Here is a 25,468-nt window from a genome sequence, read left to right as displayed (position 1 = left end):
TCCTAACGGCTTTCCAGTGCGCCTGCAATGTCTGAGATCATATCCTTCACAGCCTGGCGGGACGCATCTGCATAGCCTTCCTCACCGAACTTCGCATATTTTTCCTGTTTATAAGCCGCAATAATACCGCGGGAAGAATTTACAATGGCGCCAAGACCATCCTCATTAAAGAAATGAACCAGGTCTGCTCCCTTTCCGCCCTGCGCGCCGTAGCCCGGCACAAGGATAAAGGTCTTTGGCATAAGCTTTCTCAGGACTTTTCCCATTTTCGGATAGGTTGCTCCCACAACAGCTCCTACATAGCTGTAGCTGTCGCCCATGTGGTCTGCGCCCCATTTGTTTACCATTTCTCCCACCCACTCATAAAGCGGACGTCCTTCGATCACTCTGTCCTGGAATTCACCGCTGGATGGATTTGATGTTTTAACAAGTACGAAAATACCTTTCTTTTCCTCTTTGCACACATCGACAAAGGGCTTCACACCGTCTGTTCCCAGATAGGGGTTCACAGTTGCAAAATCCTCGTCAAAGCCTGCGTATGTCTTGCTCCCCACCTGTACCTTGCCCAGATGTCCTACCGCATAGGCAGCGGAGGTGGAGCCGATATCACCGCGCTTAATATCTCCGATCACTACCAGATCCTTTGATTTACAGTAATCCACAGTTCTCTTATATGCAATGAGCCCTGGAATGCCGAACTGCTCATACATGGCAATCTGAGGCTTTACCGCAGGGATCAGATCGCAGGTTGCATCTACAATGCCTTTATTATACTGCCAGACAGCTTCCGCAGCTCCTTCCAGAGTCTCTCCGAATTCCTTAAAAGCAGCCTCCTGAATATGCTTCGGAATGTAGTTCAGCATTGGGTCCAGCCCTACTACGATGGGAGCGTTTGTCTTCTGAATTTTGCTAACCAGCTTGTTGATCATGAATTCTTCCTCCTAAATGTTAAGGTTTTATATTATCTTTTTGTATCTATTTTTCGCTGTACACAACCTTGCCGTCACAAATGGTATAAAGGACTTTTCCCTTTACTTCACGTCCATTAAAAGGTGTGTTCCGGCCTTTTGAGACGAATTTGGTCTTGTCAATTTTATATGGATGTTCTACATCCACCACGATCACGTCAGCAGGGTGTCCTTCCTGCAGGGTGCCGCATTCCAGTCCCAGGATACGCGCAGGATTTAAGCTCATCTTTTCCACAAGCTGCTTTATAGTCAGAACACCTTTTTCTACAAGCTCTGTGTAGGTTAAAGCAAAGCTTGTCTCCAGCCCGACAATACCAAACGCACAGTTTCTCATGGAACCAGTTTTATCCTTCTGGGCATGGGGTGCATGGTCTGTGCTGATAACCTGGATATAGCCTTCCTTCAGTCCTTCTTTTAATGCCTCCACATCCTTTTTGGTGCGAATCGGCGGATTCATTTTGTAATTGGGGTCATCCCGTTCAATGTCATCTGTAGTCAGTATAAAATGATGAGGGCAAACCTCAGCGGTCACATTTTTCACGCCCTGATCCCGCAATACTTTCATCATTTGGGCAACTCCCTCTGTGGAACAGTGACAAAGATGAAGATGCGCACCTGTCTCCAGTGCCAGGATAATATCTCTGGCAGCAATCACGTCCTCTGTAGAATTGCTGATGCCCGGCAGACCCAGCCGTCTGGCATTTTCATCATCGTTCATGCAGCCGTTACCGCGAAGGCTCATATCCTCGCAGTGGTCAAAAACAGGAAGTCCCGCTTTTGCAGCTTCTTTCATAGCTTCCTTGCACAGCTTGCTGTCCATGACGGATTTTCCGTCTTCGGAAAGGGCAGGCACTCCTGCTTCCGCCATACCTGCGATATCAGCCAGCTCTTTGCCCAATTCCCCCTTTGTCATAGCTCCGGCCTGTAAAACATGAATGCCGGAAACCTGAGCAGCCTTATTGTGTACATAATTCACCCTGTCCGGGCTATCGATCACAGGAGAGGTGTTCGGCATGGTGACCACCGTAGTCACGCCACCCCTCGCTGCTGCCCGTGAACCGGTTTCTATATCTTCCTTATAGGTCTGACCCGGATCACGGAAATGTACATGAAGGTCGATCAAGCCTGGCAGCACCAGACAGCCATCCGCGTCAATCACTCTGTCATCCTCTTGTTTCTTCGTCAGCTTTTTACCTATTTCCTGTATAACACCCTCGTCCAGATAAATGTCTCCAATGATATCCGTATCGGTGGCTGCATCGATCATGCGTCCACCCCGAATCAGAATACCCATATGAATCTCTCCCTTCTGGTATAAATTTCAAATCATATTCTAAGCTACATAATACACGAAAACCTGAATTTAATAAAGCCCTTTTTTTCAGACCCCCGCCCGTATCTGCCGCCGAAAAAACAGCAACAACAGTTTTTTACCAACTATTCTCATTAATCCTTGACATTTCTTAAAACTGGTTATATAATCAAGTCGTAAAAAAGATTATTTAATGTAAAATCACTAGTTTTTAGAGATTATATATTACATGATATAGTCTGTAAAATCTGGTGATTTTTTTTCGCCAGAAAACTGCTTTTAACTTTTATTTTTTATGGAGGTAACAAAATGAACAAAGGAACTGTAAAATGGTTCAACGCTGAAAAGGGTTACGGATTTATTACCGGCGAAGACGGAGCAGATGTTTTCGTTCACTTTTCTGCAATCAATGGTGAAGGCTTCAAGTCTCTCGAAGAGGGCCAGGCTGTGACTTATGATTTGACTGAAGGCGCTCGTGGAATGCAGGCAGCAAACGTTACTAAATTATAATTTATTATAATTCTGATAATTGTTTGGTGTATTGGCACCATGTAGATTAAACCTAACACTAATAAAAAACCCCTGGATTTTCTCAATCCGGGGTTTTTTATTTTTTAATCATTTCATTCTGCTTCAGCAATTCCTGACAGATAATCATCCAGCGCGGAAGTATCCATAACGGTTTCCACCTCAGTTTCTGTCTGACCCTCTGTTACCTTTCCGTATACGGAATAACCGATCCAGCAAACTGCAACAAGGCAAATCACCAAAGCTGCCAACTTCTCCAGGGTAAGGATCAGCTTCTCTTTCTTCATGATCTTTTCACGGTTTGCCTTCTGCTGCTTATAAATGTCAACTTTCTTCTGACTCATAATCTATCTCCTTTTGTCATGCTGACTCATATAGTATTTGTCCTATTATAGCATATTTATTTTCAAAAGAAAAGAGTATTGTCAGACTGCTACTATAATACCGCCGTCATTTGCATACATACTGCTGACTCCTGCAGTATCAAGGACCACAATTTTTGAAAGCTTCATCTTTTCCTGAAGGGCTTCTTTCAGCATCTGCGCCCGTTTTGCACTGTTGCAGTGAGAAATTGCCAGGACCTTATGCTCGCTGTCCACTGTTTTTTCCACAATATGCTCTGCCATTTTTACGAGAGCTTTGTTCATGCCTCTTGCCTGATCGAGCTGGCAAATAGTGCCCTCCGGGGTCGATCCCATAACAGGCTTAATCTTAAGGGCTGTTGCCACCAGCGCCTTTACCTTGCTGAGACGTCCGTTTTTCCGCAGTGTATCCAGATTCTCCAAAACAAAAAAGGTGTTCTGCCCCTCAATATATTTTTCCACGATACTCACCACATCCTCAAAAGGAAGTCCGGCTTCCTCGCATTCTTGGATTTTCATGGCGATCAGAGTCTGTCCGATAGATGCGGAACGTGAATTAAAAATGTGAACCTTTTTGCCGGGTTTTTCCTCTTTAAGAAGATTCCCCCCTAAAACAGCGCTGTTATAAGAGCCGCTTAATTCGGCAGACAAGGTGACTCCATAAACATGGTCAGCCTCACAGTCAAAAGCGTCCCGATAGCGCTCCGGGGACGGGCACGCTGATTTCGGGCACTCCGGACAGGCATCAACCTTTCTCAAAAAATCCGCCTGGTCAAAGCTCGCATCGTCCACAATCTCCTCTCCCCCTACCATAAGGGTCAGCGGTATGGATTCAAAACGCTCATCCTGCTTCCACTCCTCCAACAATTCTCCACAGCTATCTATCACAATTTTATAACTCAAAATATCGTCCTCTTTTCTATTATATGTAGTTTTGAATACCAGATAATCATATCATATTACCATATATTTGAAAAGACTTTTTTTAAAACTCTGTTCTTTTTTTGATAAATGATTTATAATGTGAACACTTGATGAGCACAAGCCGCAGGCGCTGGGCGAATCTAGTGTGAACATGCTATAATAAGTATTACCGAAACGAAAGGAGTTATGAAATGCTTGCTCTAAAAATTACTGATCTGAAAGATTTTACCAATAAATTGTTTATCGGTGAAGTTTTTGACCATTTCTGGTTGAACAGCGCTGAAATCTCTACGTATAACAGGTTTACTATAGACGGAAAGCTGCAGCAGAATTTCTTCGACAATGATGAAAAAGAGATTCTAGCCGGGACCGGGCGGACCTATTCCCTATGGAAAGAGGTAAAGCCTTACTGCTATTCTATTATCCGCGGAAGACGCACCCCTTTATACTTCAAGATCGTTTTACAGCTTTCTTACAAGAAAACCATATCACTCCTTAAGCATTCCGAACCAGGTCTGTCAGCAGACAGTATCAGCGGACTTTATTTAAATCTGCAGTACAAAAATAAAACTCTTCTTTGTACAACCGGTATCTCTTTCAATACCTTTATGCAGACAAAACATCTGGAGCAGCTTTGGAACAGCACAATCCTGGATTTCTTCAGCCAGAATCACATTCTTTTTGAAGAATTATAATCTCTGTTATTCTACTCTTCCTCCTTGAGATAGTATGCCATCATATCAACAAATTCACTGTTTGTTGGCCTGTAGTTCAGAGAATAACCAGCTATCTGTTCCATCCTTTCCTTGTTTGTTTCCCAGCACACATTGATAACTGTCCGAATATCATGTTCGACATTCATAGGTGTGGATTTAAATTTTTTCGCCAGACACGGATAAATATCTTTTGTAATTTTTATGGGTCTCTCCTGGAATTCCATAGTCATGTGAATGGCTTCTGCCAGAAAATAATATCCTTTATATTTTGATGTCACGCCTAATTTCCTGATCAACCCATAAACCTTTTTCATTTCCTTAGTGTTCCTCCTTGAATCCCTTGCCTTGCCGCCTGTTACCGAACTTTACTGCCGTAATTTCCTTGCTTATCTCACCTCATTATACGACTTTTTTCTTAAGTTTTCGAATTTCCTAAAAATTTCGTTCTTCTTCGATAAAAATAGAGCTCGCCTCGAACTGTTAGTATCTCAGCGCCGTCCACAGCCAATAGAATATGTACGCACCAACAGCTTTGTCAATACGCAAAAATACAGGGGCAATTGGCCCCTGTACCATATATTTGACTATTTATTTAGTAAGCATCATAAGAATTTCATTGCTTCTCTGCACAAAACGTGTCATCTCTTCCGGCGAAAGCTGCTTATGGCTCAGCATTGCCAGGTCGTAAAGCTGCTCACAGATGAGAGGAGCTTTGGAATCCTCTTTATTGTCTGCCACAAACTGAACCAGCGGATGTTTTGCATTGAGCACCAGTGTTTCCTGTCCTCCGAACATTCCAGGATCCATACCGTACATATTGTACATTTTCATCATTTCCTGCATACGGCGGCTCTCCTCGGAAAGTGTCATCATAGCAGCCACCTTCTCATTTTTCAACTTCTCAACACGAACCTCCAGCTTGTCGTTTTTCAGGCTGGTTCTAAAAAGCTCTGTGAGTGTTTTTCCCATCTCCTCGTCAGCTTCACTGTCCTCACGAAGCTCCTCAGTCAGGTCTGCATCAATTCTCTTGAACTGGATATGCTCATCCTTCTGCTCCAGATGTGAAATAAATGGGGTGTCAATATTATGCTTCATGATAACCGCATCTTTTCCTGCTTCACGGAACATATTGATGTACTGCCCCTGCTGCACTTCATCGGTCACATAGAAAATAGTTGTCTTCTCCGGCTCTTTTTTATCATCGGAAGCATCTGTATCTTTGTTCTCTTCACCCTCAGTCTTTTCTGCTTCCTCAGCAGTGTCCTCCGGCTTCTTGTTTTCCTCGATACAATCCTTCAGGGTAAGATATTTTCCATCAATATTCTTAAAAAGAATATAGTCATTCATCTTATCTGCAAACTTTGTATCCTTGATACAGCCATACTTAATAAACGGACTGATATCATCCCAATATTTCTCATAGGCTTCTCGATCTGTCTTACACATACCGGTAAGCTTGTCAGCAACCTTCTTTGTAATATATTCGGAAATCTTCTGCACAAAGCCATCGTTCTGCAGCGCTGATCTGGAAACATTCAACGGCAGATCAGGGCAGTCGATCACACCTTTTAACAGAAGCAGAAATTCCGGAATCACTTCCTTAATATTATCTGCAATAAACACCTGATTGTTGTACAGCTTGATGGTTCCTTCAATAGAATCATATTCTGTATTAATCTTCGGGAAGTACAGGATACCTTTCAGGTTAAATGGATAATCCATATTCAAATGGATCCAGAATAACGGTTCCTTGTAGTCCATAAAGACTTTGCGGTAAAACTCTTTATATTCTTCATCTGTGCAGTCGTTTGGATGCTTCATCCACAGCGGAGCAGGCGTACTTAAGGATACAGGACGTTTGTTGATCTTAACCTTATCCTTAGCCGGAGAAATCTCAACGATTTCTTTTTCTCCGTTTTCATTTTCTTTTTCCTCAGTTTTTGCTTCTTCATGGATATGCTCAACTACCACATCATCCTCACGAAGCTCGGATTCCTCAATGGTCTCATATTCCTGTTCTGCATTTTCCTTGGAAAGATAAATGTTTACAGGCATGAAGGAACAGTATTTCTCAATGACCTCTCTCATTCTGTACTCATTGGAAAACTCCACGCTGTCTTCATTGAGGAAAAGGGTGATCTCCGTACCAACTGTCGTCTTATTACCATCCTGCATATCGTACTCTGTACCGCCGTCACAGGTCCAATGTACAGGAGCAGCACCTTCTTTATAGGAAAGTGTATCGATATGAACCTCATCTGCTACCATAAATGCAGAATAAAATCCAAGTCCAAAATGACCGATGATCTGATCATCCGTTGTTTTGTCCTTATATTTCTCCAGGAACTCGGTAGCACCGGAGAATGCGATCTGGGTGATATACTCCTCCACCTCATCAGCAGTCATACCAATACCGGTATCAATAAATTTCAAGGTCTTTTCTTCTGGATTTACGATAACCTCTACCTTTGCCTTATAATCATCCGGCAGGGTGTATTCTCCCATTACATCCAGTTTCTTTAATTTTGTGATCGCATCACAACCATTGGAAACCATCTCTCTTACAAAAATGTCATGGTCAGAATACAACCATTTCTTAATGATCGGAAAAATATTCTCGCTGTTAATTGACAAACTACCATGCTTTTCAGCCATGCAGCTCACTCTCCTTTATGATTTGATTTTATTTGTATCAGCCCGTGTGTTTGCCGCTTTCCTTCTCACACGTGACCAGCTACTTAAATTCTGAAATATATAGTAATACGATTCACAAGAAAAGTCAAGAGAAATTTAGCACTCATTTTATTCGAGTGCTAACAAAATAATTTTTATAAAAAGAGGAAGCCATTTAAGGCTTCCTCTTGATTTTCCTATGATAGCTCCACTCTACAGCTCATCTTTTTTTCTTGCGGTAAACAAGAATTCCGGCAATCAATACCACTGCCACCACAAGGATGATAACAAAGGTCATGATTGGTGTATCATCGCCTGTCTGAACTGCTTTCTTCTGATTTGCATCTGCCTTATTTGCTGCCGGTGTAACCGTTACATTTCCGGCTGCAGATACAGAAAAGCTTACCTGCTTGGTGTCCTGTGTTCCGGTACTTGCCCAGTTGCTTCCGTCAAACTTCTGCTGGTTATAGGTAACAGTCAGTGTATAACTGCCGTTCTTGCCCATACGGAATGTTGCGGAATATGGAGCGCTGTCCCAGCTTCTTGCTTCCAGGACTTCCCAATACAACGGAAGGTATCTGGTATCTCCCTTAATAGGGCTTGTATTGTCCATACCTGCTCCGACTGCGGTGAAGGTAATCTTTGTTTCCGTCGTATAAGCACCGTCAGCGCTGATACCTGTAATGCTGTTATTTGCCGCATCCGCGATCTTGGGAGCACGGCTTACAACTACATTTACTGAGGTGATCAGATTAAGTCCGTCTGGATTTGTAACTCCATTCGGGAGAGCAATAGTACCTTTTACAGAAAACTTCTGTGCGTCCGTACTTTTCTGGTTATAAGCGCAACCCTTTACATCCCAGGTCACAGAAGCATTCATGCTTCCTTTATTGGTATTAATGGTAACACTGGAGGGAAGCTTTAAACCTGCTGCAGATTTCTCCACACCGTTCGCCAGATTGATATCACCGGGTTTATTTACTCCTGTAAGCTTCACGGCTGCTGCTGTTACCGTAAAGGTTGCGGTCACAGTTACAGGCTGTGCTTCCTTGCTTTTTACTGTAATACTCTGGACATGTGTACCTTCCTTCAGACCCACGATCGGAGCCACATTAAAGGTTACTGTGCCGTTTACATCTACCGTTGCTGCGGAAAGAGCACTTACGTTAAATTCCTGTCCGCCAGCCTCAACAGAAAGTTCTGTGAGAGGAATGTTGCCTGTATTAGTAAGAGTCACCGTCTGGGCTGCCGGAGCCTGTGCGTAACCCTCTTCCATACTTTCAAAAACTGGTGCTGCTGATGCGGAAAGATTCGGGTTATCGGCATCAGCAATTGTATATTTTACGCTAAAGGTGAGCAGAACATTTTCTGTATCAGCTTCCTTTAAAGTAATGGTTTCATCATAAGTTCCAGCCTCTGCTTTTGCAGGAGCCACATTCAGAGTGAGAGCTGAGTTGGCTTTTAATTCAAAGCTGCCCTCTGCTGCAGTGATCTGGAAATTGTTGCTTACCGGCTGGAGCACGACATCCTTATCACCGCTGTTAAACAGCTTAACCGTCTTTGCCGCTGGTGCCTGCTGCCCCTGTTTGATCGTGTCAAAGGTAAGAGCACCGTCTGTCAATCCCTCTGTGGCCTGTACGTTTGCTTTTGGCGGTTCAGGTATCACAGTTGGTTCCGGAGTGACCGTCACATCCGGATCTGCAGGGTCCGGAGTACCTGTTACAACTGGCTCCGCAGGATCTGGCGTATCTGTCACGCTCGGGTCTGCTGGATCTGGTGTATCTGTCACAACCGGGTTCGCAGGATCTGGCGTATCTGTCACGCTCGGGTCTGCTGGATCTGGTGTATCTGTCACAACCGGATCTGCTGGATTTGCTGGGTCTGTCACAACCGGATCTGCTGGATTTGCTGGGTCTGTCACAACCGGATCTGCTGGGTCTGTGACTGCTGGGTCTGTGACTACTGTATCTGTTCCATTATCCTGTGCCTGAGGCGCATTTACGGTAACAGCAGCATCAAAAGATACGCTTATCCCTTCCTCTGTGGTATAGGTAATGGGATCCTGGTAAATCCCTGCCGCGATTCCTTCTCTCGGGACGATCCACAACGTAACGGACTCTCCTGCGCCCAACGGTGCCATAATATCCTGCGCCATAAAATGCTCTGGCGCGATTCCGTTAAAGTTCAGTGTTCCAGTACCAGTATTCTTAATGGTTACATACTGTTCTGCCGGAACTTCGGTATAACCTTCTTCAAGAGTACCGAAATCCATCACGCCATTCTCATTGTCCACAACTGCCACAGCCTCATAAGTCAAAGGCTCTACTGCGGCATCCGGTGTTTCTGCAGGCTCTCCACCTTCCGGAACAACGAGAGTTTCTTCTGTTCCAATATCAAGAACGCTGCTGTCAACACTGTCATCATCTGCTGTTTCCGGAATATACTCTTCCTGCGTATTCTCAGCAGGCTGCATAACCTCTGCCTGATCAGCCGGTACGCCCTGTTCATCCACTGCTTCCGGTATCTCTCCTAACTCCTCTGCAGGCGGATCTAACAGAAGCACATCCTCTTCTCCTCCAGGGATCTCATCGACTGTAGGTTCCTCCACATAACCTGTTTCGGCTCCCTCATCGTTTTTTTCTTCCGTAGTCTCTGCCGGCGCTTCCTCCGGTGTAGCTGCGATCGCAACCGTATTTGCTTTCATCTCGCCGGTTACACCAAGCTCTGTCACACCTGTGATCTTCATTTGGATCTTATTTCCCAGGTCTTCGTCTACCAACGTGTAAGTCTTTTCTTTACTTACCTCTGTAACCTGGTCACCGACCATTCTGGACCATGTAATACTTACATAATCATCTGTAAGCCCTTCCGGTGTCACCTTCGTATAATCTGCACTCAGGACACTTCCCACAGCCGCCGTTCCTTTGATCTTCAGCTTGCCGCCCAGCTCCCCTGCCGGTGCTTCTGCTGCGAATACAAAAGACGGTAACAGTGAAAGAACCATGAGAAATGTCATGACCATTGATAAGATTTTCTTAGGCTTCATATGCCATCCTCCTTTACATTCCCCTGTCAAGTTTGAATTGTAACATTACTGTAACATATTCTAAATACTTTCACAAGTTATTTTTCATATTTGTTTCTTGTTATTTTGCTCAGTCCTATTATATCAAACTCGTTTTTGTTCATGTAATTTGAATTTGCCTCAACCTTCTACGATTAAATAAGTGCCATCGGAAAGCGAAAATACCTCACTTGCCTCCTTCAGTTCATCCTCACTCATCCCCTCTACATCAGCACCCATTCCGGAAAGATACTCCTTTACTTCTTTTATGGAATCTACCACGACAGCCATACAGTCCTCCAGAAAGGCTTCCGCCTCCTCATAGGTTTCCGCTACCGGTTCATCAAAAAGCTGCTCCTGTTTTTCCAAAAACACACGAATACACTCTTCCGTATACATATTAAATTACCTCCTCCATTTTTCCTCCGGCTGCGATCAGCTTTTCCAACACTTCCTGCACCCGCTTTGTTTCATAATGTGCCTGTGCCCGCACTCCTTCTTTTGCATGTGCCATGGCGTAACCGTATTTTACCGACTGCAGCATTTCGATATCATTATATTCATCCCCGAAAGCCAGGCACTCATCCGGGGAAACCTGAAGCATTTCCTGAAATTTCCGAATGCCCTTCGCCTTACTAATTCCAAACGGAATAAAATCGATCCATGCAAAGCCTGATGTCACGACACGGCAGCGTTTTCCAAATCGCTCCTTCCAATAGCGGATTGCCTCGTCTGTCACACCGTCTTTTTCATAAACCGCCATCTTGACGCAAGGCTCCGTGATCTCACTCACACTTTTCACCACTTTGCAATCTACCTTTACCACATTCAGAAGAAGATTTTTAAAATGCTCTGTTTTTGGCATAATATAATGAAATTCTTTTGTCGAGCATGAGAATTCAAATCCTTCTGTTTCATCTGCCGCCCGGATAATATCCAGCATCAGATCTCTATCCAGGAAATCCTCATATAAAAATTTTTCGTTCTGGACAGCCAAAGCGCCATTTTCGCAGATAAAGGCAATATCCGATGCCACAGGCTGAAACAGCCGTTTTATATTATTATACTGTCTTCCGCTTGCTGCCACAAACAAAATACCCATTTCTTTCAGCCTGCGTATCAGAGGGAAAATATCCTCCGGCAGCTCCTGGGCTCCGTTCAGCAGCAAGGTGCCGTCCAAATCACTTGCAACCAGCTTAATCATTTTTTCTTTCTCCATAAAGCTTTAAAATCTCTTCCGGTTTTTCCAGCAAAGCCTGCGCACCGTTTTCCATCAGCTCAGCGCGGTCACGATAGCCCCACAAAACGCCGACCGTATACATGCCTGCAGCCCTTCCGGTCTGCATATCCGTGCCGGTATCCCCGAAATACATACATTCCTCCGGCTTTACTCCCATTTCCTCCGCTGCTTTCAGAGGTTCATCCGGAGCAGGCTTTTTCCGCATGGAATCACTTTGCCCGATCACAATATCAAACTCACCATCTCCGAACATCTCTGAGATGACTTTAACAGCCGCCAAATGAGGCTTATTCGAGCAGACGGCAAGCTTCACGCCCTGTCTTCTCAGTTCCCTGATCGTCTCCGGCATCCCGGGATAATGGCTTACCTTATAGAGCGGATCTCTGTCAAACAGTTCCCTGTATATCCTCCTCGCCTCCTCATAATGAATCAGCCCCTCATCTCCGGCATCCCTCAGACACCGTTCTATCAGCCGGTCAGCTCCATTTCCGCAGTAATATTTAAAATTCTCCACCGGCAGCGTTTTAAGGGAATATTTTTCCATTACTTCATTGGCAACACAAGCCATGGAATCCAATGTATATGCCAATGTACCATCCAGGTCAAAAATGCAGGCTTTTATCATTTTTCCATACCTCTCATATCAATCCCAAGTTTCTTCATCTCATAAAACAATCTTCCTAAAGGAAGTCCCACAACGTTATTATAGTCTCCTCTGATTCCCTTTACGTAAACTCCAAATCTTCCCTGAATACCGTAGCTCCCCGCCTTATCCATAGGCTCTCCTGTTTTGACGTAATCCAGGATCTCATTATCGGATACCGGGTAAAACTCTACGTCCGTACATTCGCTGAAGCTATGGGGTTCCCATTTCTCCCCGTTTCGCACAAGGATCGTAACTCCGGTATATACCTGATGAGCCTTCCCCGCAAGAAGCTTCAGAGTTTCAAAAGCCTCCTGTTCATCAGCCGGTTTTCCCAGGATTTTATTCTGAAAAGCCACAATGGTATCTGCTCCGATCACAAGCTCCGCTTCCCTGTTTTCCATTAATTCATCTGCAACAGAAAACGCTTTGGTCCTGGAAAGCATCTCCACCACCTGTTCCGGAGAGTTTCCCTGTATGTCTTCCTCCCCTTTACTGGGGATTACCGCAAATCCTATGCCTGCCCGTTCCAGAAGCTCTCTTCTTCTTGGTGAGGCAGAAGCTAATACTATTTTTTCCATAATATCCACCTTTCCGACATAATAGTATAACCTCTCTAAAATATCTGTGCAACCTGTTTTTTGCCTCTTATGGCTCCTGCAATACCGAAAAAGCGCACCTTCGCTGATCATACAGTGAAAGTGCGCCGCGCAAAACGTCATATTTTTCAATTATCTGTCAAAATAAGATTCCGGGCATTACCTTTTTTGGCTCCTGCACGTCTCAGACTGGCAAAAACAGAACCTGAGATATTATGCCACACGCTGAAGATCGCTCCCGGCAGTGTCGCCAGGGGATTGGAAGCAAAATTAGCTGCAGCAAGCGAGACGGCAAGCCCGCTGTTTTGCATTGCAACCTCGATCGCAATGGCAGTAGCTTTATCGTATTCCACTTTAAATATCCTGGATGCCAGCAATCCCAGCAAGAGTCCCATAAGGTTGTGCAAGATCACAACACCAAGTACCAAAAGTCCACAGGTCAATATCTTTTCCACATTGTTTGCCACAATTCCCGCAATGATCATGACAATGGCGACCACAGAGATCAAAGGTACCATAGACGAAATCCGTTCCATGGCTTTGCCCAGGAGACGATGGACCACAAGCCCCAGAAGCACCGGAACCAGGATCACCTTTGTCACGGAAATGATCATAGCTATTAGCGATACATCTACCCAGGCACCGGCAAGGAGGTAGGTAAGGAACGGCGTCATGATAGGTGCCAGCAATGTGGATACAATGGTCATGCCCACCGACAGGGAGACATCTCCGCCAGCAATATAGGTTATCACATTACTTGCTGTGCCACCCGGGCAGCATCCAACCAAAATGACTCCTACCGCCAGATCCGGCGGCAGCTTTAGCAGCATACACAATGCCCATGCACTTACCGGCATGATCGTATACTGCGCAATACATCCGATAATAATCTCCTTGGGGCGCATCAAAACTGCCTTAAAATCCTCCGCCTTTATAGTAAGCCCCATGCCGAACATGGCTGCTCCCAGAAACCAGGAGGTATAATTGGTCGCCCATGCAAAACCGGCGGGCGCGATAAAGGCAAATATGGAAAAAATGATGATGATAATTCCAATATAACGAGTCAGGCCGGAGATAATGCTCTCAATTTTTTTCATACGCTATACCTCATAACTGAAATTGTCAATGAGGCGCGTTTTGCCGATATAAACTGCCATAGCAACCAGAACATCACGGTCAACCTTATCTACGTCCTGCATGGTCAGCGCGTCTACCACGGAAACGTAATCGATCTTTGCCAGAGGCTCAGCTTCAATAACTGCACGCATTTCTTTCAGGACTGCTTCACTGTCCATATCCTTTGCAATGATCTCCTGGCCCTTTTTGACTGCTCTGGACAGGCAAAGTGCAGCCTGGCGCTCCTCTTCATTCAGATAGGTATTGCGGGAAGATTTTGCAAGGCCATCCTCCTCACGCACGATCGGGCATCCCACAATCTGAATGTCAAAGTTCAGATCCTGCACCATTTTTTTAATGATCGCCAACTGCTGTGCATCCTTTTGTCCAAAGTATGCCTTGTCCGGCGCAACGATATGAAACAGCTTCGATACCACCGTACAAACGCCCTTGAAATGGATGGGCCGTGTTCTTCCGCAGAGATTCTGGGAAAGTGTGTCAATGCTGACATAAGCACAGGGATTGATATACATATCCTCCGGTTCCGGATGAAAGATCAGATCCGCTCCCAGACTCTCACAAAGGGCGCTGTCCCTCTGGAAATCCCTCGGATAAGCCTCCAGATCCTCGTTCGGGCCGAACTGTGTCGGGTTGACAAATACGGATACTACAACAATATCATTTTCCTCCCGGCATTTCTTGATCAGGCTGGCGTGTCCCTCGTGAAGATATCCCATAGTAGGAACCAGTCCAACGGTTTTGCCTTCTCTTTTCCATCCTTTTACCAGTGCTCTTGTTTCATCTACAGTTTTTGTTACCTGCATTTTTGTTTCCTCTCTTCCTATGGATTTGAAGATAGCCTCGTTCCGATTCCCTGTTATTCCATGTCCTTTAACAAACCGTGTTTTTCATAGTTTGTTGTCCTGCTGATGTGATTGCTTTCATCTACAAAAACCACTGCAGGTTTATGCTCTTTTGCTTCCTGTTCGCTGTATCCGGCATATGCCATAATAATGACTTTATCTCCCACGCTGACGCATCTTGCAGCCGCACCATTGAGACAGATCATGCCGCTTCCCGCTTCGCCGCTGATGGTATATGTTTCAAACCGGTTTCCGTTGTTGACATCCACAATCTGAACCTTTTCATATTCCAGAATCCCTGCAGCCTTTAAAAGACTTTCGTCCACCGTGATACTTCCCACGTAATCCAGCTCTGCCTGCGTAACCGTCGCGCGGTGGATCTTGCCCTTCAGCATTTCCACTGTCATACTGCCAGCACCTCCTTTTTTACAAAATAAAAAGCACCTTCAGGCATAAACCGACCCTAAAGATGCACAAATAATAATTATCCATTTTCATACAATTACTTTTACAGCTTTCTTTTTTGAGTCCTATTTCTTTCAAATATAAGCCCATTAAAAAAATATGTAGTTGTATAGCCTGATCAGCACGCCGCCCAAAAGGACATTCTGCGTTCTGACCATAAATCATAAAATAGCAGTTCATCAGATAGAGTATAGTTTTGGAACAAATACTATCTCCAACTGCATTATAACAAAATTGGCAGCAAAAACCAAGTATCTTTATCGGTACAATCCGCTACCGTTCACAGTAACCCGTAACAACTATCCAACCATATTTTTTCAAAATATTAAATTTAGGTGTTGACAATCCCATTTTTGTCTGGTAATATAATCAACTGTGAGCGGCAGAAATGCCTATCATAAACAGAGCGCTGCTGTGGCTCAGTCGGTAGAGCGTCGCCTTGGTAAGGCGGAGGTCACGGGTCCGATTCCCGTCAGCAGCTTTTAACCCCAGATTTTCTGGGGTTATTTTTTACCCAAAATGAGCCAAAATTTCGCATAAAATCTTTTAAAACAGATTGATTTATGGTAAGATAAATAATCTAAGAGTATTTTTAGGAGGGAAAGAGATGGATAACGAGACAGTTTCCAAAAATTTTATTGAGAATATTATTGATAAAGATTTGGCAGAGGGTGTCTATGACACTGTACACACACGTTTCCCGCCGGAGCCTAATGGCTATCTTCACATCGGACATGCCAAATCCATTCTTTTGAATTACGGACTTGCTCAGGAATATCATGGTAAGTTTAATATGCGCTTCGATGACACCAACCCTACCAAGGAAAAATCTGAGTTTGTGGAATCTATCAAAGAAGATATCAAATGGCTGGGTGCTGACTGGGAGGACAGGCTTTACTTTGCGTCCGATTATTTCCCGCAGATGTATGAGGCTGCTGTGACCCTGATCAAAAAAGGAAAAGCATTTGTCTGTGACTTAAGCGCTGACGAGATCCGGGAGTATCGCGGTACCTTAAAAGAGCCTGGAAAAGAGAGTCCTTACCGCAACCGCAGCGTAGAAGAAAATCTCCAGCTTTTCCAGGATATGAAGGATGGGAAATACCAGGATGGAGAAAAGGTTCTCCGTGCCAAGATCGACATGGCCTCTCCGAATATCAACATGCGCGACCCTGTAATCTACCGTGTCGCCCACAGAAGCCACCACAGAACCGGCGATACCTGGTGTATTTACCCTATGTATGATTTTGCCCATCCAATCGAGGATGCGATAGAGGGAATCACCCATTCTATCTGTACTTTGGAATTTGAGGATCACAGACCATTATATGACTGGGTCGTAAGGGAACTGGAATATCCCCACCCGCCGAAGCAGATTGAATTTGCCAAGCTTTACCTGACGAATGTGGTAACCGGAAAACGTTATATTAAGAAGCTTGTGGAGGATGGCATTGTGGACGGCTGGGATGATCCGCGTCTTGTATCCATTTCCGGGCTCCGCCGCCGCGGTTATACCCCGGAGGCTATCAAAATGTTTGTGGAGCTGTGCGGTGTGGCAAAGGCAGACAGCTCTGTGGATTATGCCATGCTTGAATACTGCATCCGCGAAGATTTAAAGCTGAAACGTCCGCGCCTTATGGCAATTCTGGATCCCATTAAGCTTGTGATCGACAACTATCCGGAAGGGCAGTTGGAATATCTGGATGCTCCTAATAATATGGAGAACGAAGCGCTGGGAAGCCGCCGGATTCCATTCGGAAAAGAGCTTTATATTGAGAGGGACGATTTTATGATAGAGCCTCCCAAGAAATACAAGAGAATGTTTTTAGGTACAGAGGTCCGTCTGATGAACGCCTACTTTGTTACCTGTACAGGCTTTGAGGCTGATGATGACGGTACAGTCAGGGTCGTTCACTGCACCTATGATCCTGTTACCAAAGGAGGCAATGCTCCGGACGGCAGAAAGGTCAAGGGAACCATCCATTGGGTTGAGGCATCCAGCGCAGGACAGGCAGTTGTGCGTCTGTACGAAAATATCGTGGATGAGGAAAAGGGCGTATATGACAAAGAAACCGGTGAGTTGAATCTCAATCCGAATTCTCTCACCAAAATGACCGCATATGTGGAACCAGCCCTGATGGAAGCAAAGGGATATGACAGCTACCAGTTTGTAAGAAACGGTTTCTTCTGTGCCGATATCCATGACTCCAAGGAAGGCGCTCCTGTATTTAACCGTATCGTGTCACTAAAAAGCTCATTCAAGCTTCCAAAGGCATGAAAAACTTCAAAAGAAAGCATCAGCAACCGCTAAATGGACGTGGAATCACGTCCGTTTGGCTTGTTGCCTGCGGGAATAAAAACTAAAAGAAAAAAGCGGAGGGAACAAAAATGAAAAAACTCTATGTAGCAAAAAAAGACGCATGTATGGCATGCAAAGAATGTGAAATTGCCTGTTCTGAGGCTTTTTACAAGGAATTCAATGAGAATTTATCCTGTATCCACATTTCTGTAAAAAAAGACGGTGAGACCCCGAAGCCTGTTACCTGCGTACAGTGCGGAAAATGTGCAGAAGCCTGTCCGGAAGGCGCTATCACTCAGAATGCAAAGGGTGTTTACATGATCAACAAAAAGAAATGTGTGGGCTGCGGCAAATGTGTGGAAGCCTGTCCATTTGGCGTAATGGTAAAAGCAGAGGACAAGGAATATGCAAGCAAATGTATCGCCTGCGGAATCTGCGCAAAAGCCTGTCCAATGGGAGTTTTGGAAATTAAAGAAGCATAAAAAAATACATAATATCAGCACAAACGCCCCGCAGGAATCTGCGGGACGTTTTATTTTACGGGTTAATTTTATATCCGGACGTTAGATGTATCATGATACAACAGCAGTCTCATCAGTCAATCTTTACAGACTCGGCATCGTTCTCTTCTGCCTCTTCAGCGGACTCCTCCGGTGCTGTCTCTTCTTCAGCTTCTTCGGAAGCTGCGGCAGTCTCTTCTTCAGATTCTTCCTGCTCATCAGCCTCTGATTTTTCTTCCTCCTCAGATGACGGCTCCCAGGAAGCAAAATCTTCCTGTGTCTCTTTTCCCTCTTCATCCGCCTTTTCCGGAGTGTCAAAATCTTCGTCAAACTCGTCCTCAAAATCAGGTCCGTCAGTAACAGCTTTTTTCTTCATAAATGCTGCTGCCATAAATCCGGCGGCTGCCGCTGTCATAGCTCCAACTGCTACCATTCCCCAATATTTGTTCATTTTTGCCATAAAAGTTTATGCTCCTTTCAAGTATTCACCTTCTGCCTATATTTAACATGAAATATAGCTTATCCTTATTGTAATACTTTTATCGCAAAAAGGAAAGAAAAATATAAAGAAACGGTTCTACTTTTCTTGTATCACCTGATTTCTTACCAGTGCCGTATCTGTCAGCTCACTGTCTGTAATTTTTTTATTTGTAAAAACAGCGCCTCCATTCTTGTTTCCGGATAAGTCAAATTTTACAGCGTTTTCAGATGCAGTGCCGTTTAAAGCTCCCGTTATAGCTTCCAGCTCATATCTGGCGGTTGAAAGCTCCGATGCAGTATATACGCCTGCAGGTACTTGAAAATCTACAAACATTGATATTATCCCATCCTCTGCTGCGTTATTCCCGGAAAACTCTGCTGTATTGTACCAGGTGTACGCATCTCCGTCCACATCTGTTCCTGTTACCTGGAAAATAAACACAGGATTGCCGTGCGCCATGACGATCTCGTTCGCATAAATACGCTTTGTGAGACGGATATTCACATATTTGGCGTCCGTCATTTTATATGTCTGAACATCTGATGCTGCGCTGATCTCACACGTTACCGGCCTGCCCTCTTTGTATCCCTCCGGCGCTTTTAATTCTGTAAGAGTATAGGTTCCTTTTGGAATGCGGTTGATCCTGTGAGGTGTTGTTTCCGATATCCAGGTATCCACCACCGTGCCGCTTTTGTCCGTGAGCTGAAGCTCTGCCCCTGGCAGAGCCTGGCCTGTCACTTTATCGGTTTTTAAAAATTCTGCCTTAATAAAAAGGTTTTCCACCGGAATGATATGTCCATGCTCTTTTTCAACCTGTCCATACTCATCCATTACAAATTCCCGGACCCGGCTGTCCGCCACATAGCCCACCGGAACAGATATTTCCCGATAGCAATATGTACCAGGCTTTATTCCTTTCAGCTCTATCAATCCTCTTTCATCTGTTTCGTAAGTCTTTCCCTGCCCCTCGGATTCCGTCTTATTCCAGATCCGGAACCCGACCCCTTTAAGGGGTAGTGCTTCACTTTCACCCGGAGCCAGTTCCGAAACTTTTTTCAAGTAAACAAGTGTCTCTTTGTTTTGGAAGGATACTCTTTCTTCTGTTCCAGCTTCAAGACTCTCCGTATAACGGATCTCCACATCGGTCGGACTCAGATTTCTGGTGTAACCCTGGGGCGGCAGTTCCTCTGTCACCGTATATTTTCCCACATACAAACCTTTCGTCACAGCATTCCCGTCTCCGTCAGTAGTAACTGTATCTGCCAATGATCCGGCTTTCATAAGAACCTTTCCTGCCATAGACAGGATGTCCTCTTTTGCTGTGATCCGGTATACGGCTCCTTTCAGAGGCGAACCTGCTTCTGAAGTTTTTTTCACCGAAATTCTCCCTTTGGGAGTCGTTTCTTTCACAATCACCTGAACAAGCCCCGTATTCTTTGTGAGGGATTCCAATCCATTTTTCGCCCATTGAAAAACTGTAGTCGCCCCATTGGGAATATGCGATTCCAGAATCTCAGCATTGGAATTGCTTACATAATAGCTTTTCAGGCTGCATCCTGCCTTCAGCTTTACCGTCATTTCCAGCCTTATGCTGCTCCCGTAACAACCATCCGCAACACCATTCTCTGTCTTTACCGAAACCTTCTGCCCATCCACGGACAAATTCCATCCGTTTGAAGATCCGCTGTTTTTTCCGAATGAAGCCTTTTCAACCTGGTTCACATACACCTTTGCCGACTGAAGCTCAAAACACGACTCAAGAACATCCTCAAAGCCGAAGCTGCTTAAAGACCAGCAGCGATCATATGCCGGGATCGCCTGGGTCACAGAAAAAACTGCAGTAAGCCCTCTTCCGGAAAACTCCGCACTATCTTTTCCGTTCACTTTTTTTACAGGCGATGGTGGATCCGTTCTCACAAGGCTTCCTGACACCGGGACAATATTAGAATGCAGAGATGACGCTGCTCCGTCAGCTTTATGCTTAATTGCCAACCCGAATTGGTTTCTGGCAGTAAAGACCGCTTCATTTCCCCTATATTCCGGTGTCATTTCACTGTGGAGCATCCTGGCATTGAACACAAGATTATAATGCTTTCCATAGAATGCCTGACTTGCAAGTGCTCCCGCTGATGCAGTTACCGTCAGGGTACGCCCGCTGAAGCTTGCCGTAAAGTATCTTGTTACATCTCCGTCCTCATTTACTGCATAAAAGCTATTATCGGCAAAGGCAAGGCCCGCAGGAAGTGTATCCGTTACAACAAAATGATCGGCAAAACCGCCATACTCATTATATGGAACATCCACCGTCATATTATAGCTGAATGCGTCTGCAATATCTGCCACATTACCCGAATCAGCCCAGTTTCCCCCGGAAACTGATATATATTTGTGGACACCATACTGCCTGTTGATGGTTCCTCTGTAAACAGTTGACGCATTTCCAGTGGGAATAGCAACATTTCCTCTGGTGTCATTTTTATGGTTTACATACAGCGTACCGGAGTTCACTGCCGTATATGTATAACTATCCCCGTTTCTTTCCGGTTCCTTCTCTGCGGGATCCATTTTTGCCCTTACCTTAATCCGGTATGTATTTTCATAAAAGCCCGGGTCAGCAAGAGCAGCCGCTGTAGCAGAAATAGTCAGCGTATCATAATTGTCCGTCAAAGTAAACCATCCGGTACGGTTAGCTCCTGTCAGCGCGTCCCACACGCTGAAATCATGATCATAATCAATTCCAACAGGCAAAGCATCTGTAATCCACAGGCTGTTGTAAGCGCACCCTGCTGTATTAGACGGCTCATCATAAGGTACATACATCTCAAGATCATAATAAAATGATGCCGTGGACGTATTCAGGGTTAGGGAAGTTTCCCTTCCGTTGTCTCCGCTGCTGCTGACAAATTTATGGATCACAGGGTCCTTTGGACCATAAGCATTGCCGGACCAGCTCACGGTCACCGGTTTTGCATCGCTAAAATTATGATCCAAAATAGATTTTCGCTTCTCCTCCAAGCCTGTTTTGGAATACCGGTGCCCCGGATGATCGTTTTCATGGTCCCCCGGTGCCCCGATAAAGAAATAAAAGCTGCTGGTATTTTTCACCTCCAGATAAACGGAAGTTCCCTCATTGCCCGACTGCGGTGCATTGATCATATCCCAGTCAATCCCCAGAGTCTGGTATTTTTCATAGGAAAGCGAACAGTCTCTTGTAGCATATTTTCCGGTAAGTGAATTCTTTCCTGTAAGGTCGGACCTTGCGCAGATTCCATATCTTTGCCCGTAATTAATATTTCCGATACGAAAGCCGTAGTTTCCCGTTATCCGGTTGCTTGTACCATGCTCTACCAGGTCCACTCTCAACGCCTGGTCGCCGCCGCTCGCCTGAAGCATAATACCGTTTGTATAAAATTTCTGTTTTCTGATACCAAGGCTTGTCATCACTTTGACTGCCACATCTCCCATACTGTATACGTATGGGTTAAATTCAGCCAGCGTGATCACCGCATCTATGGCTTTTCCATCCTGGTAAGCCACATTTGTAACCCTGTAGCCAATACGACCTGCTGCGCCTTCCTTTTTTACCACAAACCAATGCTCATCCCCATCCACGCTCTCTGCCGCCGCAGACGAAACATCGCTGAAAGGAAGCACTTCTGTATTGGAATGAAAACTGATCTGCCTGAAGGAACTGTCATATACACGGTCATAACTATCCACAATAGTCCATCCGTTTTGTCCTGATGAAATCCCTGTTCCGCTTGTGACAGCGTACGGCATAATATCCATAAATGCTGCCGTTTCTCTCATATGGGTAACCAGCGCGCATTCCTCCTTATGATCCGTAATGCTTCCTGATATACCACAAGTACATTTTTTCTCCAGGATTTCCTCATAAGCCTGACATCCGTCATCATGCTCCAGAATGTCAATCCCCTCTCCTTTCAAGATACAGGTACATTTTTCGTCAACCCATTCCTGAAATTCCTCGCTGTACCAGTCATAGAGCCAAGGCTCTTCTGATTTCCCGTCTTCTGCACTGTACCAGGTTTCTTCTGCATCCTGCTCAGCGGCTGCATTTTCTTCACCAGGTTCTTTCTCATCCAGCCCATAGAAATTCCCGCTTTCTCCCCACTCTGACTCTTCTTCGCCTCCCTGAAAGCCATCCGTTTCTTCCTGGCTTATCCCCTCTTCTTCTGTTTCAAGCTGCGTCTCCTCTGCTGCTGTCAGCTTCTGGACGCCCGATCCATACACCATGGCTGCCGCCAGGATCAGTGCCAGTCCCCTGCTCTCCCATGTCTTTCTGCTCATTCCATTCCTCCTTTCCCGTCATCCTCATACTGCTTTACAAATTCTCTGTAAATCTGTTCCAGCTCCCGCTCATCTACATTTCCCTGAATCGCTTTCGCAGTCACCTGGATTCCGTAGCTTCTGCCTTCCTCCAACTCTCCTTCCAGATAATTTGCAGCAGTCACCTGTTCAAACAGAGGCGCTGTCATTTCTCCCGGCTGAAGCACCGTCTTATAGCCATAGGTATAACGGGCATACCCATCGGCAGTTTCATACACTAATTTTTGCCAGTTTTCCTCATCTGCCCGAAAGGAAAAAAGCTCGCAGCTTCGCCTTTCCATTTTTCTGCCTGTCGCTTCATCCACAAGCGCAATATTTTCCACGGGAACTGATACCTCCAAAAACACATATGCGTCATTCTCCCCCGTGTTCTTTACCGCGGGATCCTTATCAATGCTTTGTCCCGGATATACCGCCGCCCCGTTTTCCGGTTTCCAATGCTCCTCTTTCAGCTCAGCTTTTACGGAACCTGCTGTGATCACATTCCGAACCTCACCGGGAGAACGGCTTAAATATGCAGCCGTCACCCCCGCAGCAGCTCCGGGAGCCGCCAACAGCACAGCCGCCAGCACCAGGACATAATTTTTCTTTTTACCCTTCATTGTCTGCAAAAACCTTCTTTCTTATTTTATCTTTTTCCAATAGCTCCGACATAAGGAAAAGACCCAGCAATGTGCTGACCGCTGCTCTTTTCCCCTTGTCATTCGCTAAAAACTTCTGCAAATATCCCAACAATGGCAGATAAAATTTCACTACACCGCAGACATTTTGAAAGCTTACCGTTTTTCCGTCAACACATTCATTGGCATCTCCTTTTGTCACAAACTGCTGCTTTTTCTCATCTGTCTCCACCACTCTGTGGGTAACCCGCATTCCGCTCTCTCCGATCACATAGGTGATCACATCCCCCTTTGAAATGTCAGAGAAGGGGATCCTTTTCACATACACAGCACTCCCTACAGGCAGTGCAGGTTCCATGCTGCCGGAAACCACGGCATAGCATTCCAAACCGACAAGCTGTGGAACAGCCAGCAACATCAGCAGAGTACAGCAGCATCCCAGCAGCACATTTACGGTTATGCAAATCAGCCGACTCACTGTCTTTTTCCTGCACACCCTGTCTTCTCCCTTCCGTAAATTTTCCAACCGCTGAAGACTGCGCCGATCAGACCACATCCCATTAAAAACAGCTCTGCCAGAATAGATGTGGCATCACCAGTTTTCGGACTGAGCGTTCCAACTGCCTTTTGCTGTCCGGGATTCCCGCCGGAGCCTGAAGGATCATTGGATTCCGTTTCCGTATCACGCCCGCCGCTGGCAGTAAATACCCAGTTCACCTTTCCCAAAAGCTCCTCGTACTGATTGTCCATCCGTGAATCCAGAGACAGGGTTACCACCAGATTTTTTGTTTCTTTAGTTCGGAAGGTGCCCAAAGAAATATCCTTTTTCATGGACCAGCCTTTTCCGTTGAGGTTTCCATCTACGGTTCCCTGATACAGCACCGTATTTCCTTCCTTCACCTGGATCACGGCGTATTTTGACAGGAGCTGCTGCACAAGCTGCAGCTTTTCTTCGCTCATCCTGTTCTGCTCTGCTGCCTCGGCACGCAGATAAAGAGAGATCGCTTCCTTTGACTGATTCACAAGCTTTACCGTCTGGGTCCTTCCGCAGCCTGGAAGCAGATTTTGGAAGCTGGAAAAAAGGTTGTCATCCGGCGCTTCGATGCGAAGCTTTTTATCCCCGGTAAAAATCACCTTTGTCACTGTTTCGCAGCGGCAGGGCAAATAAGTAATTCCAAGTTCCCTTTGCTCAATTCCCCACAGATTTTCCATGGCACCGCCTTCTGCCTGGATGCATTCCATGCTTACAACAATCTGTGCCTCCTTGTTTTTATATCGGTTGTCTGCCCGTTCTGAGAGCCGATAGCTTTTCATAAGCGGTTCCTTTGTGGATGTTCCGGCACGCAGCACATCTGCATAGTACCAGTATCCATCCGGAAGCTTCTTCCAGTAGTCCTGATTAAAATCCACCTCTATCATTTCCGGGTCCAGTTCCTTATCTGCAAGAAAGCTCTCATCCTCTCCGCGGGTTCCCAGTATCTTTTCAATTTTTACCCGGACTAAGGTATCTGAATTTCCCTCATTTTGGATATTCACCTTCTTTACCACCTTTTGTCCCGGTTCCACATGACTGGGCATCTTATATTCTTCTATAATGGTATTTTTGCATGAGGACATGGTAATAAAATTAGTCGAACGCCCTGTAACATTCCATGCTGCCAGAGCCGAACCGGAAAACAGGAGGATTCCCGCCATCACAGAGGTGGCCAGCCAAATCCATTTACGTTTTTTCATAAGCTTCTCCTCTG

General features: G+C 45.3%; 23 protein-coding genes and 1 tRNA gene. 5 read left to right on the top strand and 19 right to left on the bottom strand.

All coding sequences use genetic code 11. The annotated features are described in order from the left end of the window. Positions 1-2: 2 nt before the first annotated feature. Together pyrF and ACESZH_RS13870 are read right to left on the bottom strand one after the other, a co-directional pair. The gene (gene pyrF / locus ACESZH_RS13875) at positions 3-929 is read right to left on the bottom strand and encodes an orotidine-5'-phosphate decarboxylase (protein WP_373217131.1); all 927 of its coding nucleotides are present in this window, start codon (positions 927-929) and stop codon (positions 3-5) included. A gap of 46 nt (positions 930-975) precedes the next feature. Further along, positions 976-2,262 carry a dihydroorotase gene (locus ACESZH_RS13870; RefSeq protein WP_373217129.1) on the bottom strand — a complete coding sequence of 429 codons (1,287 nt, stop codon included), beginning with the start codon at positions 2,260-2,262 and terminating at the stop codon, positions 976-978. 327 nt (positions 2,263-2,589) lie between these two features. On the opposite strand from ACESZH_RS13870, the gene ACESZH_RS13865 reads away from it, so the two are divergent. Beyond that, positions 2,590-2,790 carry a cold-shock protein gene (locus ACESZH_RS13865; protein WP_008705499.1) on the top strand — a complete coding sequence of 67 codons (201 nt, stop codon included), beginning with the start codon at positions 2,590-2,592 and terminating at the stop codon, positions 2,788-2,790. A 113-nt stretch (positions 2,791-2,903) separates the two neighbouring features. Here ACESZH_RS13865 and ACESZH_RS13860 read toward each other — a convergent pair whose 3' ends face one another. Beyond that, positions 2,904-3,152, bottom strand: a complete 249-nt coding sequence (locus ACESZH_RS13860) for a hypothetical protein (RefSeq protein ID WP_373217127.1) — start codon at positions 3,150-3,152, stop codon at positions 2,904-2,906. 81 nt (positions 3,153-3,233) lie between these two features. Beyond that, positions 3,234-4,073 carry a DegV family protein gene (locus ACESZH_RS13855; RefSeq protein WP_373217125.1) on the bottom strand — a complete coding sequence of 280 codons (840 nt, stop codon included), beginning with the start codon at positions 4,071-4,073 and terminating at the stop codon, positions 3,234-3,236. Positions 4,074-4,285: 212 nt separating this feature from the next. On the opposite strand from ACESZH_RS13855, the gene ACESZH_RS13850 reads away from it, so the two are divergent. Continuing rightward, complete coding sequence (locus tag ACESZH_RS13850) at positions 4,286-4,789, top strand: DUF5721 family protein (protein WP_373217123.1); 504 nt, start codon at positions 4,286-4,288, stop codon at positions 4,787-4,789. Between the two features lie 11 nt (positions 4,790-4,800). Here ACESZH_RS13850 and ACESZH_RS13845 read toward each other — a convergent pair whose 3' ends face one another. The 10 genes from ACESZH_RS13845 to panD form a co-directional block, all read right to left on the bottom strand. Next, a complete protein-coding gene (locus ACESZH_RS13845; protein ID WP_373217121.1) occupies positions 4,801-5,124 on the bottom strand; it encodes a sporulation initiation factor Spo0A C-terminal domain-containing protein in 324 nt (107 codons plus the stop codon). Between the two features lie 274 nt (positions 5,125-5,398). After that, complete coding sequence (htpG, locus tag ACESZH_RS13840; protein ID WP_373217119.1) at positions 5,399-7,465, bottom strand: molecular chaperone HtpG; 2,067 nt, start codon at positions 7,463-7,465, stop codon at positions 5,399-5,401. A 238-nt stretch (positions 7,466-7,703) separates the two neighbouring features. Further along, a complete protein-coding gene (locus tag ACESZH_RS13835; RefSeq protein WP_373217117.1) occupies positions 7,704-10,529 on the bottom strand; it encodes a hypothetical protein in 2,826 nt (941 codons plus the stop codon). A gap of 159 nt (positions 10,530-10,688) precedes the next feature. Continuing rightward, positions 10,689-10,946, bottom strand: coding sequence for a glyoxalase (locus ACESZH_RS13830; protein ID WP_373217115.1), 258 nt, complete (start codon positions 10,944-10,946; stop codon positions 10,689-10,691). Position 10,947: 1 nt separating this feature from the next. After that, positions 10,948-11,751, bottom strand: a complete 804-nt coding sequence (locus tag ACESZH_RS13825) for an HAD family hydrolase (protein ID WP_373217113.1) — start codon at positions 11,749-11,751, stop codon at positions 10,948-10,950. Continuing rightward, entirely contained in the window at positions 11,744-12,412 is a 669-nt protein-coding gene (locus ACESZH_RS13820; RefSeq protein ID WP_373217111.1) for an HAD family hydrolase, read from the bottom strand. The genes ACESZH_RS13825 and ACESZH_RS13820 overlap by 8 nt, the downstream gene beginning before the upstream one ends. Next, a complete protein-coding gene (locus ACESZH_RS13815; protein ID WP_373217109.1) occupies positions 12,409-13,011 on the bottom strand; it encodes a nucleoside triphosphate pyrophosphatase in 603 nt (200 codons plus the stop codon). Before ACESZH_RS13815 ends, ACESZH_RS13820 begins: the two co-directional genes overlap by 4 nt. Before the next feature lie 146 nt (positions 13,012-13,157). Continuing rightward, positions 13,158-14,126, bottom strand: a complete 969-nt coding sequence (locus tag ACESZH_RS13810) for a bile acid:sodium symporter family protein (RefSeq protein WP_373217108.1) — start codon at positions 14,124-14,126, stop codon at positions 13,158-13,160. Between the two features lie 3 nt (positions 14,127-14,129). Next, positions 14,130-14,969 (bottom strand): pantoate--beta-alanine ligase, encoded by an 840-nt coding sequence (gene panC, locus ACESZH_RS13805; protein ID WP_373217107.1) that lies wholly within the window; start codon positions 14,967-14,969, stop codon positions 14,130-14,132. Between the two features lie 53 nt (positions 14,970-15,022). Beyond that, positions 15,023-15,415 carry an aspartate 1-decarboxylase gene (gene panD / locus ACESZH_RS13800; RefSeq protein ID WP_373217105.1) on the bottom strand — a complete coding sequence of 131 codons (393 nt, stop codon included), beginning with the start codon at positions 15,413-15,415 and terminating at the stop codon, positions 15,023-15,025. A gap of 466 nt (positions 15,416-15,881) precedes the next feature. Between panD and ACESZH_RS13795 the strand changes: the two genes are divergently transcribed. The 3 genes from ACESZH_RS13795 to ACESZH_RS13785 all read left to right on the top strand — a co-directional run bounded on the left by ACESZH_RS13795 (position 15,882) and on the right by ACESZH_RS13785 (position 18,251). Beyond that, positions 15,882-15,954, top strand: a tRNA-Thr gene (locus ACESZH_RS13795). A 126-nt stretch (positions 15,955-16,080) separates the two neighbouring features. After that, complete coding sequence (locus ACESZH_RS13790; protein WP_373217103.1) at positions 16,081-17,748, top strand: glutamine--tRNA ligase/YqeY domain fusion protein; 1,668 nt, start codon at positions 16,081-16,083, stop codon at positions 17,746-17,748. A gap of 110 nt (positions 17,749-17,858) precedes the next feature. After that, positions 17,859-18,251 (top strand): 4Fe-4S binding protein, encoded by a 393-nt coding sequence (locus ACESZH_RS13785; RefSeq protein ID WP_373217101.1) that lies wholly within the window; start codon positions 17,859-17,861, stop codon positions 18,249-18,251. A gap of 112 nt (positions 18,252-18,363) precedes the next feature. Here ACESZH_RS13785 and ACESZH_RS13780 read toward each other — a convergent pair whose 3' ends face one another. The 5 genes from ACESZH_RS13780 to ACESZH_RS13760 all read right to left on the bottom strand — a co-directional run bounded on the left by ACESZH_RS13780 (position 18,364) and on the right by ACESZH_RS13760 (position 25,454). Further along, positions 18,364-18,729, bottom strand: coding sequence for a hypothetical protein (locus tag ACESZH_RS13780; RefSeq protein WP_373217099.1), 366 nt, complete (start codon positions 18,727-18,729; stop codon positions 18,364-18,366). Positions 18,730-18,846: 117 nt separating this feature from the next. Next, positions 18,847-23,061, bottom strand: a complete 4,215-nt coding sequence (locus tag ACESZH_RS13775; RefSeq protein ID WP_373217098.1) for a SpaA isopeptide-forming pilin-related protein — start codon at positions 23,059-23,061, stop codon at positions 18,847-18,849. Further along, the gene (locus tag ACESZH_RS13770; RefSeq protein WP_373217097.1) at positions 23,058-23,702 is read right to left on the bottom strand and encodes a hypothetical protein; all 645 of its coding nucleotides are present in this window, start codon (positions 23,700-23,702) and stop codon (positions 23,058-23,060) included. The genes ACESZH_RS13775 and ACESZH_RS13770 overlap by 4 nt, the downstream gene beginning before the upstream one ends. After that, positions 23,692-24,198: a signal peptidase I gene (locus ACESZH_RS13765; protein WP_373217095.1), complete on the bottom strand. Its 507-nt coding sequence runs from the start codon at positions 24,196-24,198 to the stop codon at positions 23,692-23,694. The genes ACESZH_RS13770 and ACESZH_RS13765 overlap by 11 nt, the downstream gene beginning before the upstream one ends. Next, positions 24,195-25,454 (bottom strand): hypothetical protein, encoded by a 1,260-nt coding sequence (locus ACESZH_RS13760; RefSeq protein ID WP_373217093.1) that lies wholly within the window; start codon positions 25,452-25,454, stop codon positions 24,195-24,197. The genes ACESZH_RS13765 and ACESZH_RS13760 overlap by 4 nt, the downstream gene beginning before the upstream one ends. Positions 25,455-25,468: the final 14 nt, after the last annotated feature.

Source organism: Ruminococcus sp. 5_1_39BFAA, assembly GCF_964240875.1.
Lineage (GTDB): Bacteria > Bacillota > Clostridia > Lachnospirales > Lachnospiraceae > Blautia_A.
The sequence above is the reverse complement of the archived record's forward strand: the minus strand, read 5'-3'. Positions and strand labels throughout refer to the sequence as shown.

What these genes read in the sequence shown, in the direction of transcription:
- pyrF (WP_373217131.1), bottom strand. Translation starts at nt 929, where the DNA reads ATGATCAACAAGCTGGTTAGCAAAATTCAGAAGACAAACGCTCCCATC.
- ACESZH_RS13870 (WP_373217129.1), bottom strand. Translation starts at nt 2,262, where the DNA reads ATGGGTATTCTGATTCGGGGTGGACGCATGATCGATGCAGCCACCGAT.
- ACESZH_RS13865 (WP_008705499.1), top strand. Translation starts at nt 2,590, where the DNA reads ATGAACAAAGGAACTGTAAAATGGTTCAACGCTGAAAAGGGTTACGGA.
- ACESZH_RS13860 (WP_373217127.1), bottom strand. Translation starts at nt 3,152, where the DNA reads ATGAGTCAGAAGAAAGTTGACATTTATAAGCAGCAGAAGGCAAACCGT.
- ACESZH_RS13850 (WP_373217123.1), top strand. Translation starts at nt 4,286, where the DNA reads ATGCTTGCTCTAAAAATTACTGATCTGAAAGATTTTACCAATAAATTG.
- ACESZH_RS13845 (WP_373217121.1), bottom strand. Translation starts at nt 5,124, where the DNA reads ATGAAAAAGGTTTATGGGTTGATCAGGAAATTAGGCGTGACATCAAAA.
- htpG (WP_373217119.1), bottom strand. Translation starts at nt 7,465, where the DNA reads ATGGCTGAAAAGCATGGTAGTTTGTCAATTAACAGCGAGAATATTTTT.
- ACESZH_RS13835 (WP_373217117.1), bottom strand. Translation starts at nt 10,529, where the DNA reads ATGAAGCCTAAGAAAATCTTATCAATGGTCATGACATTTCTCATGGTT.
- ACESZH_RS13830 (WP_373217115.1), bottom strand. Translation starts at nt 10,946, where the DNA reads ATGTATACGGAAGAGTGTATTCGTGTGTTTTTGGAAAAACAGGAGCAG.
- ACESZH_RS13825 (WP_373217113.1), bottom strand. Translation starts at nt 11,751, where the DNA reads ATGATTAAGCTGGTTGCAAGTGATTTGGACGGCACCTTGCTGCTGAAC.
- ACESZH_RS13820 (WP_373217111.1), bottom strand. Translation starts at nt 12,412, where the DNA reads ATGATAAAAGCCTGCATTTTTGACCTGGATGGTACATTGGCATATACA.
- ACESZH_RS13815 (WP_373217109.1), bottom strand. Translation starts at nt 13,011, where the DNA reads ATGGAAAAAATAGTATTAGCTTCTGCCTCACCAAGAAGAAGAGAGCTT.
- ACESZH_RS13810 (WP_373217108.1), bottom strand. Translation starts at nt 14,126, where the DNA reads ATGAAAAAAATTGAGAGCATTATCTCCGGCCTGACTCGTTATATTGGA.
- panC (WP_373217107.1), bottom strand. Translation starts at nt 14,969, where the DNA reads ATGCAGGTAACAAAAACTGTAGATGAAACAAGAGCACTGGTAAAAGGA.
- panD (WP_373217105.1), bottom strand. Translation starts at nt 15,415, where the DNA reads ATGACAGTGGAAATGCTGAAGGGCAAGATCCACCGCGCGACGGTTACG.
- ACESZH_RS13790 (WP_373217103.1), top strand. Translation starts at nt 16,081, where the DNA reads ATGGATAACGAGACAGTTTCCAAAAATTTTATTGAGAATATTATTGAT.
- ACESZH_RS13785 (WP_373217101.1), top strand. Translation starts at nt 17,859, where the DNA reads ATGAAAAAACTCTATGTAGCAAAAAAAGACGCATGTATGGCATGCAAA.
- ACESZH_RS13780 (WP_373217099.1), bottom strand. Translation starts at nt 18,729, where the DNA reads ATGGCAAAAATGAACAAATATTGGGGAATGGTAGCAGTTGGAGCTATG.
- ACESZH_RS13775 (WP_373217098.1), bottom strand. Translation starts at nt 23,061, where the DNA reads ATGAGCAGAAAGACATGGGAGAGCAGGGGACTGGCACTGATCCTGGCG.
- ACESZH_RS13770 (WP_373217097.1), bottom strand. Translation starts at nt 23,702, where the DNA reads ATGAAGGGTAAAAAGAAAAATTATGTCCTGGTGCTGGCGGCTGTGCTG.
- ACESZH_RS13760 (WP_373217093.1), bottom strand. Translation starts at nt 25,454, where the DNA reads ATGAAAAAACGTAAATGGATTTGGCTGGCCACCTCTGTGATGGCGGGA.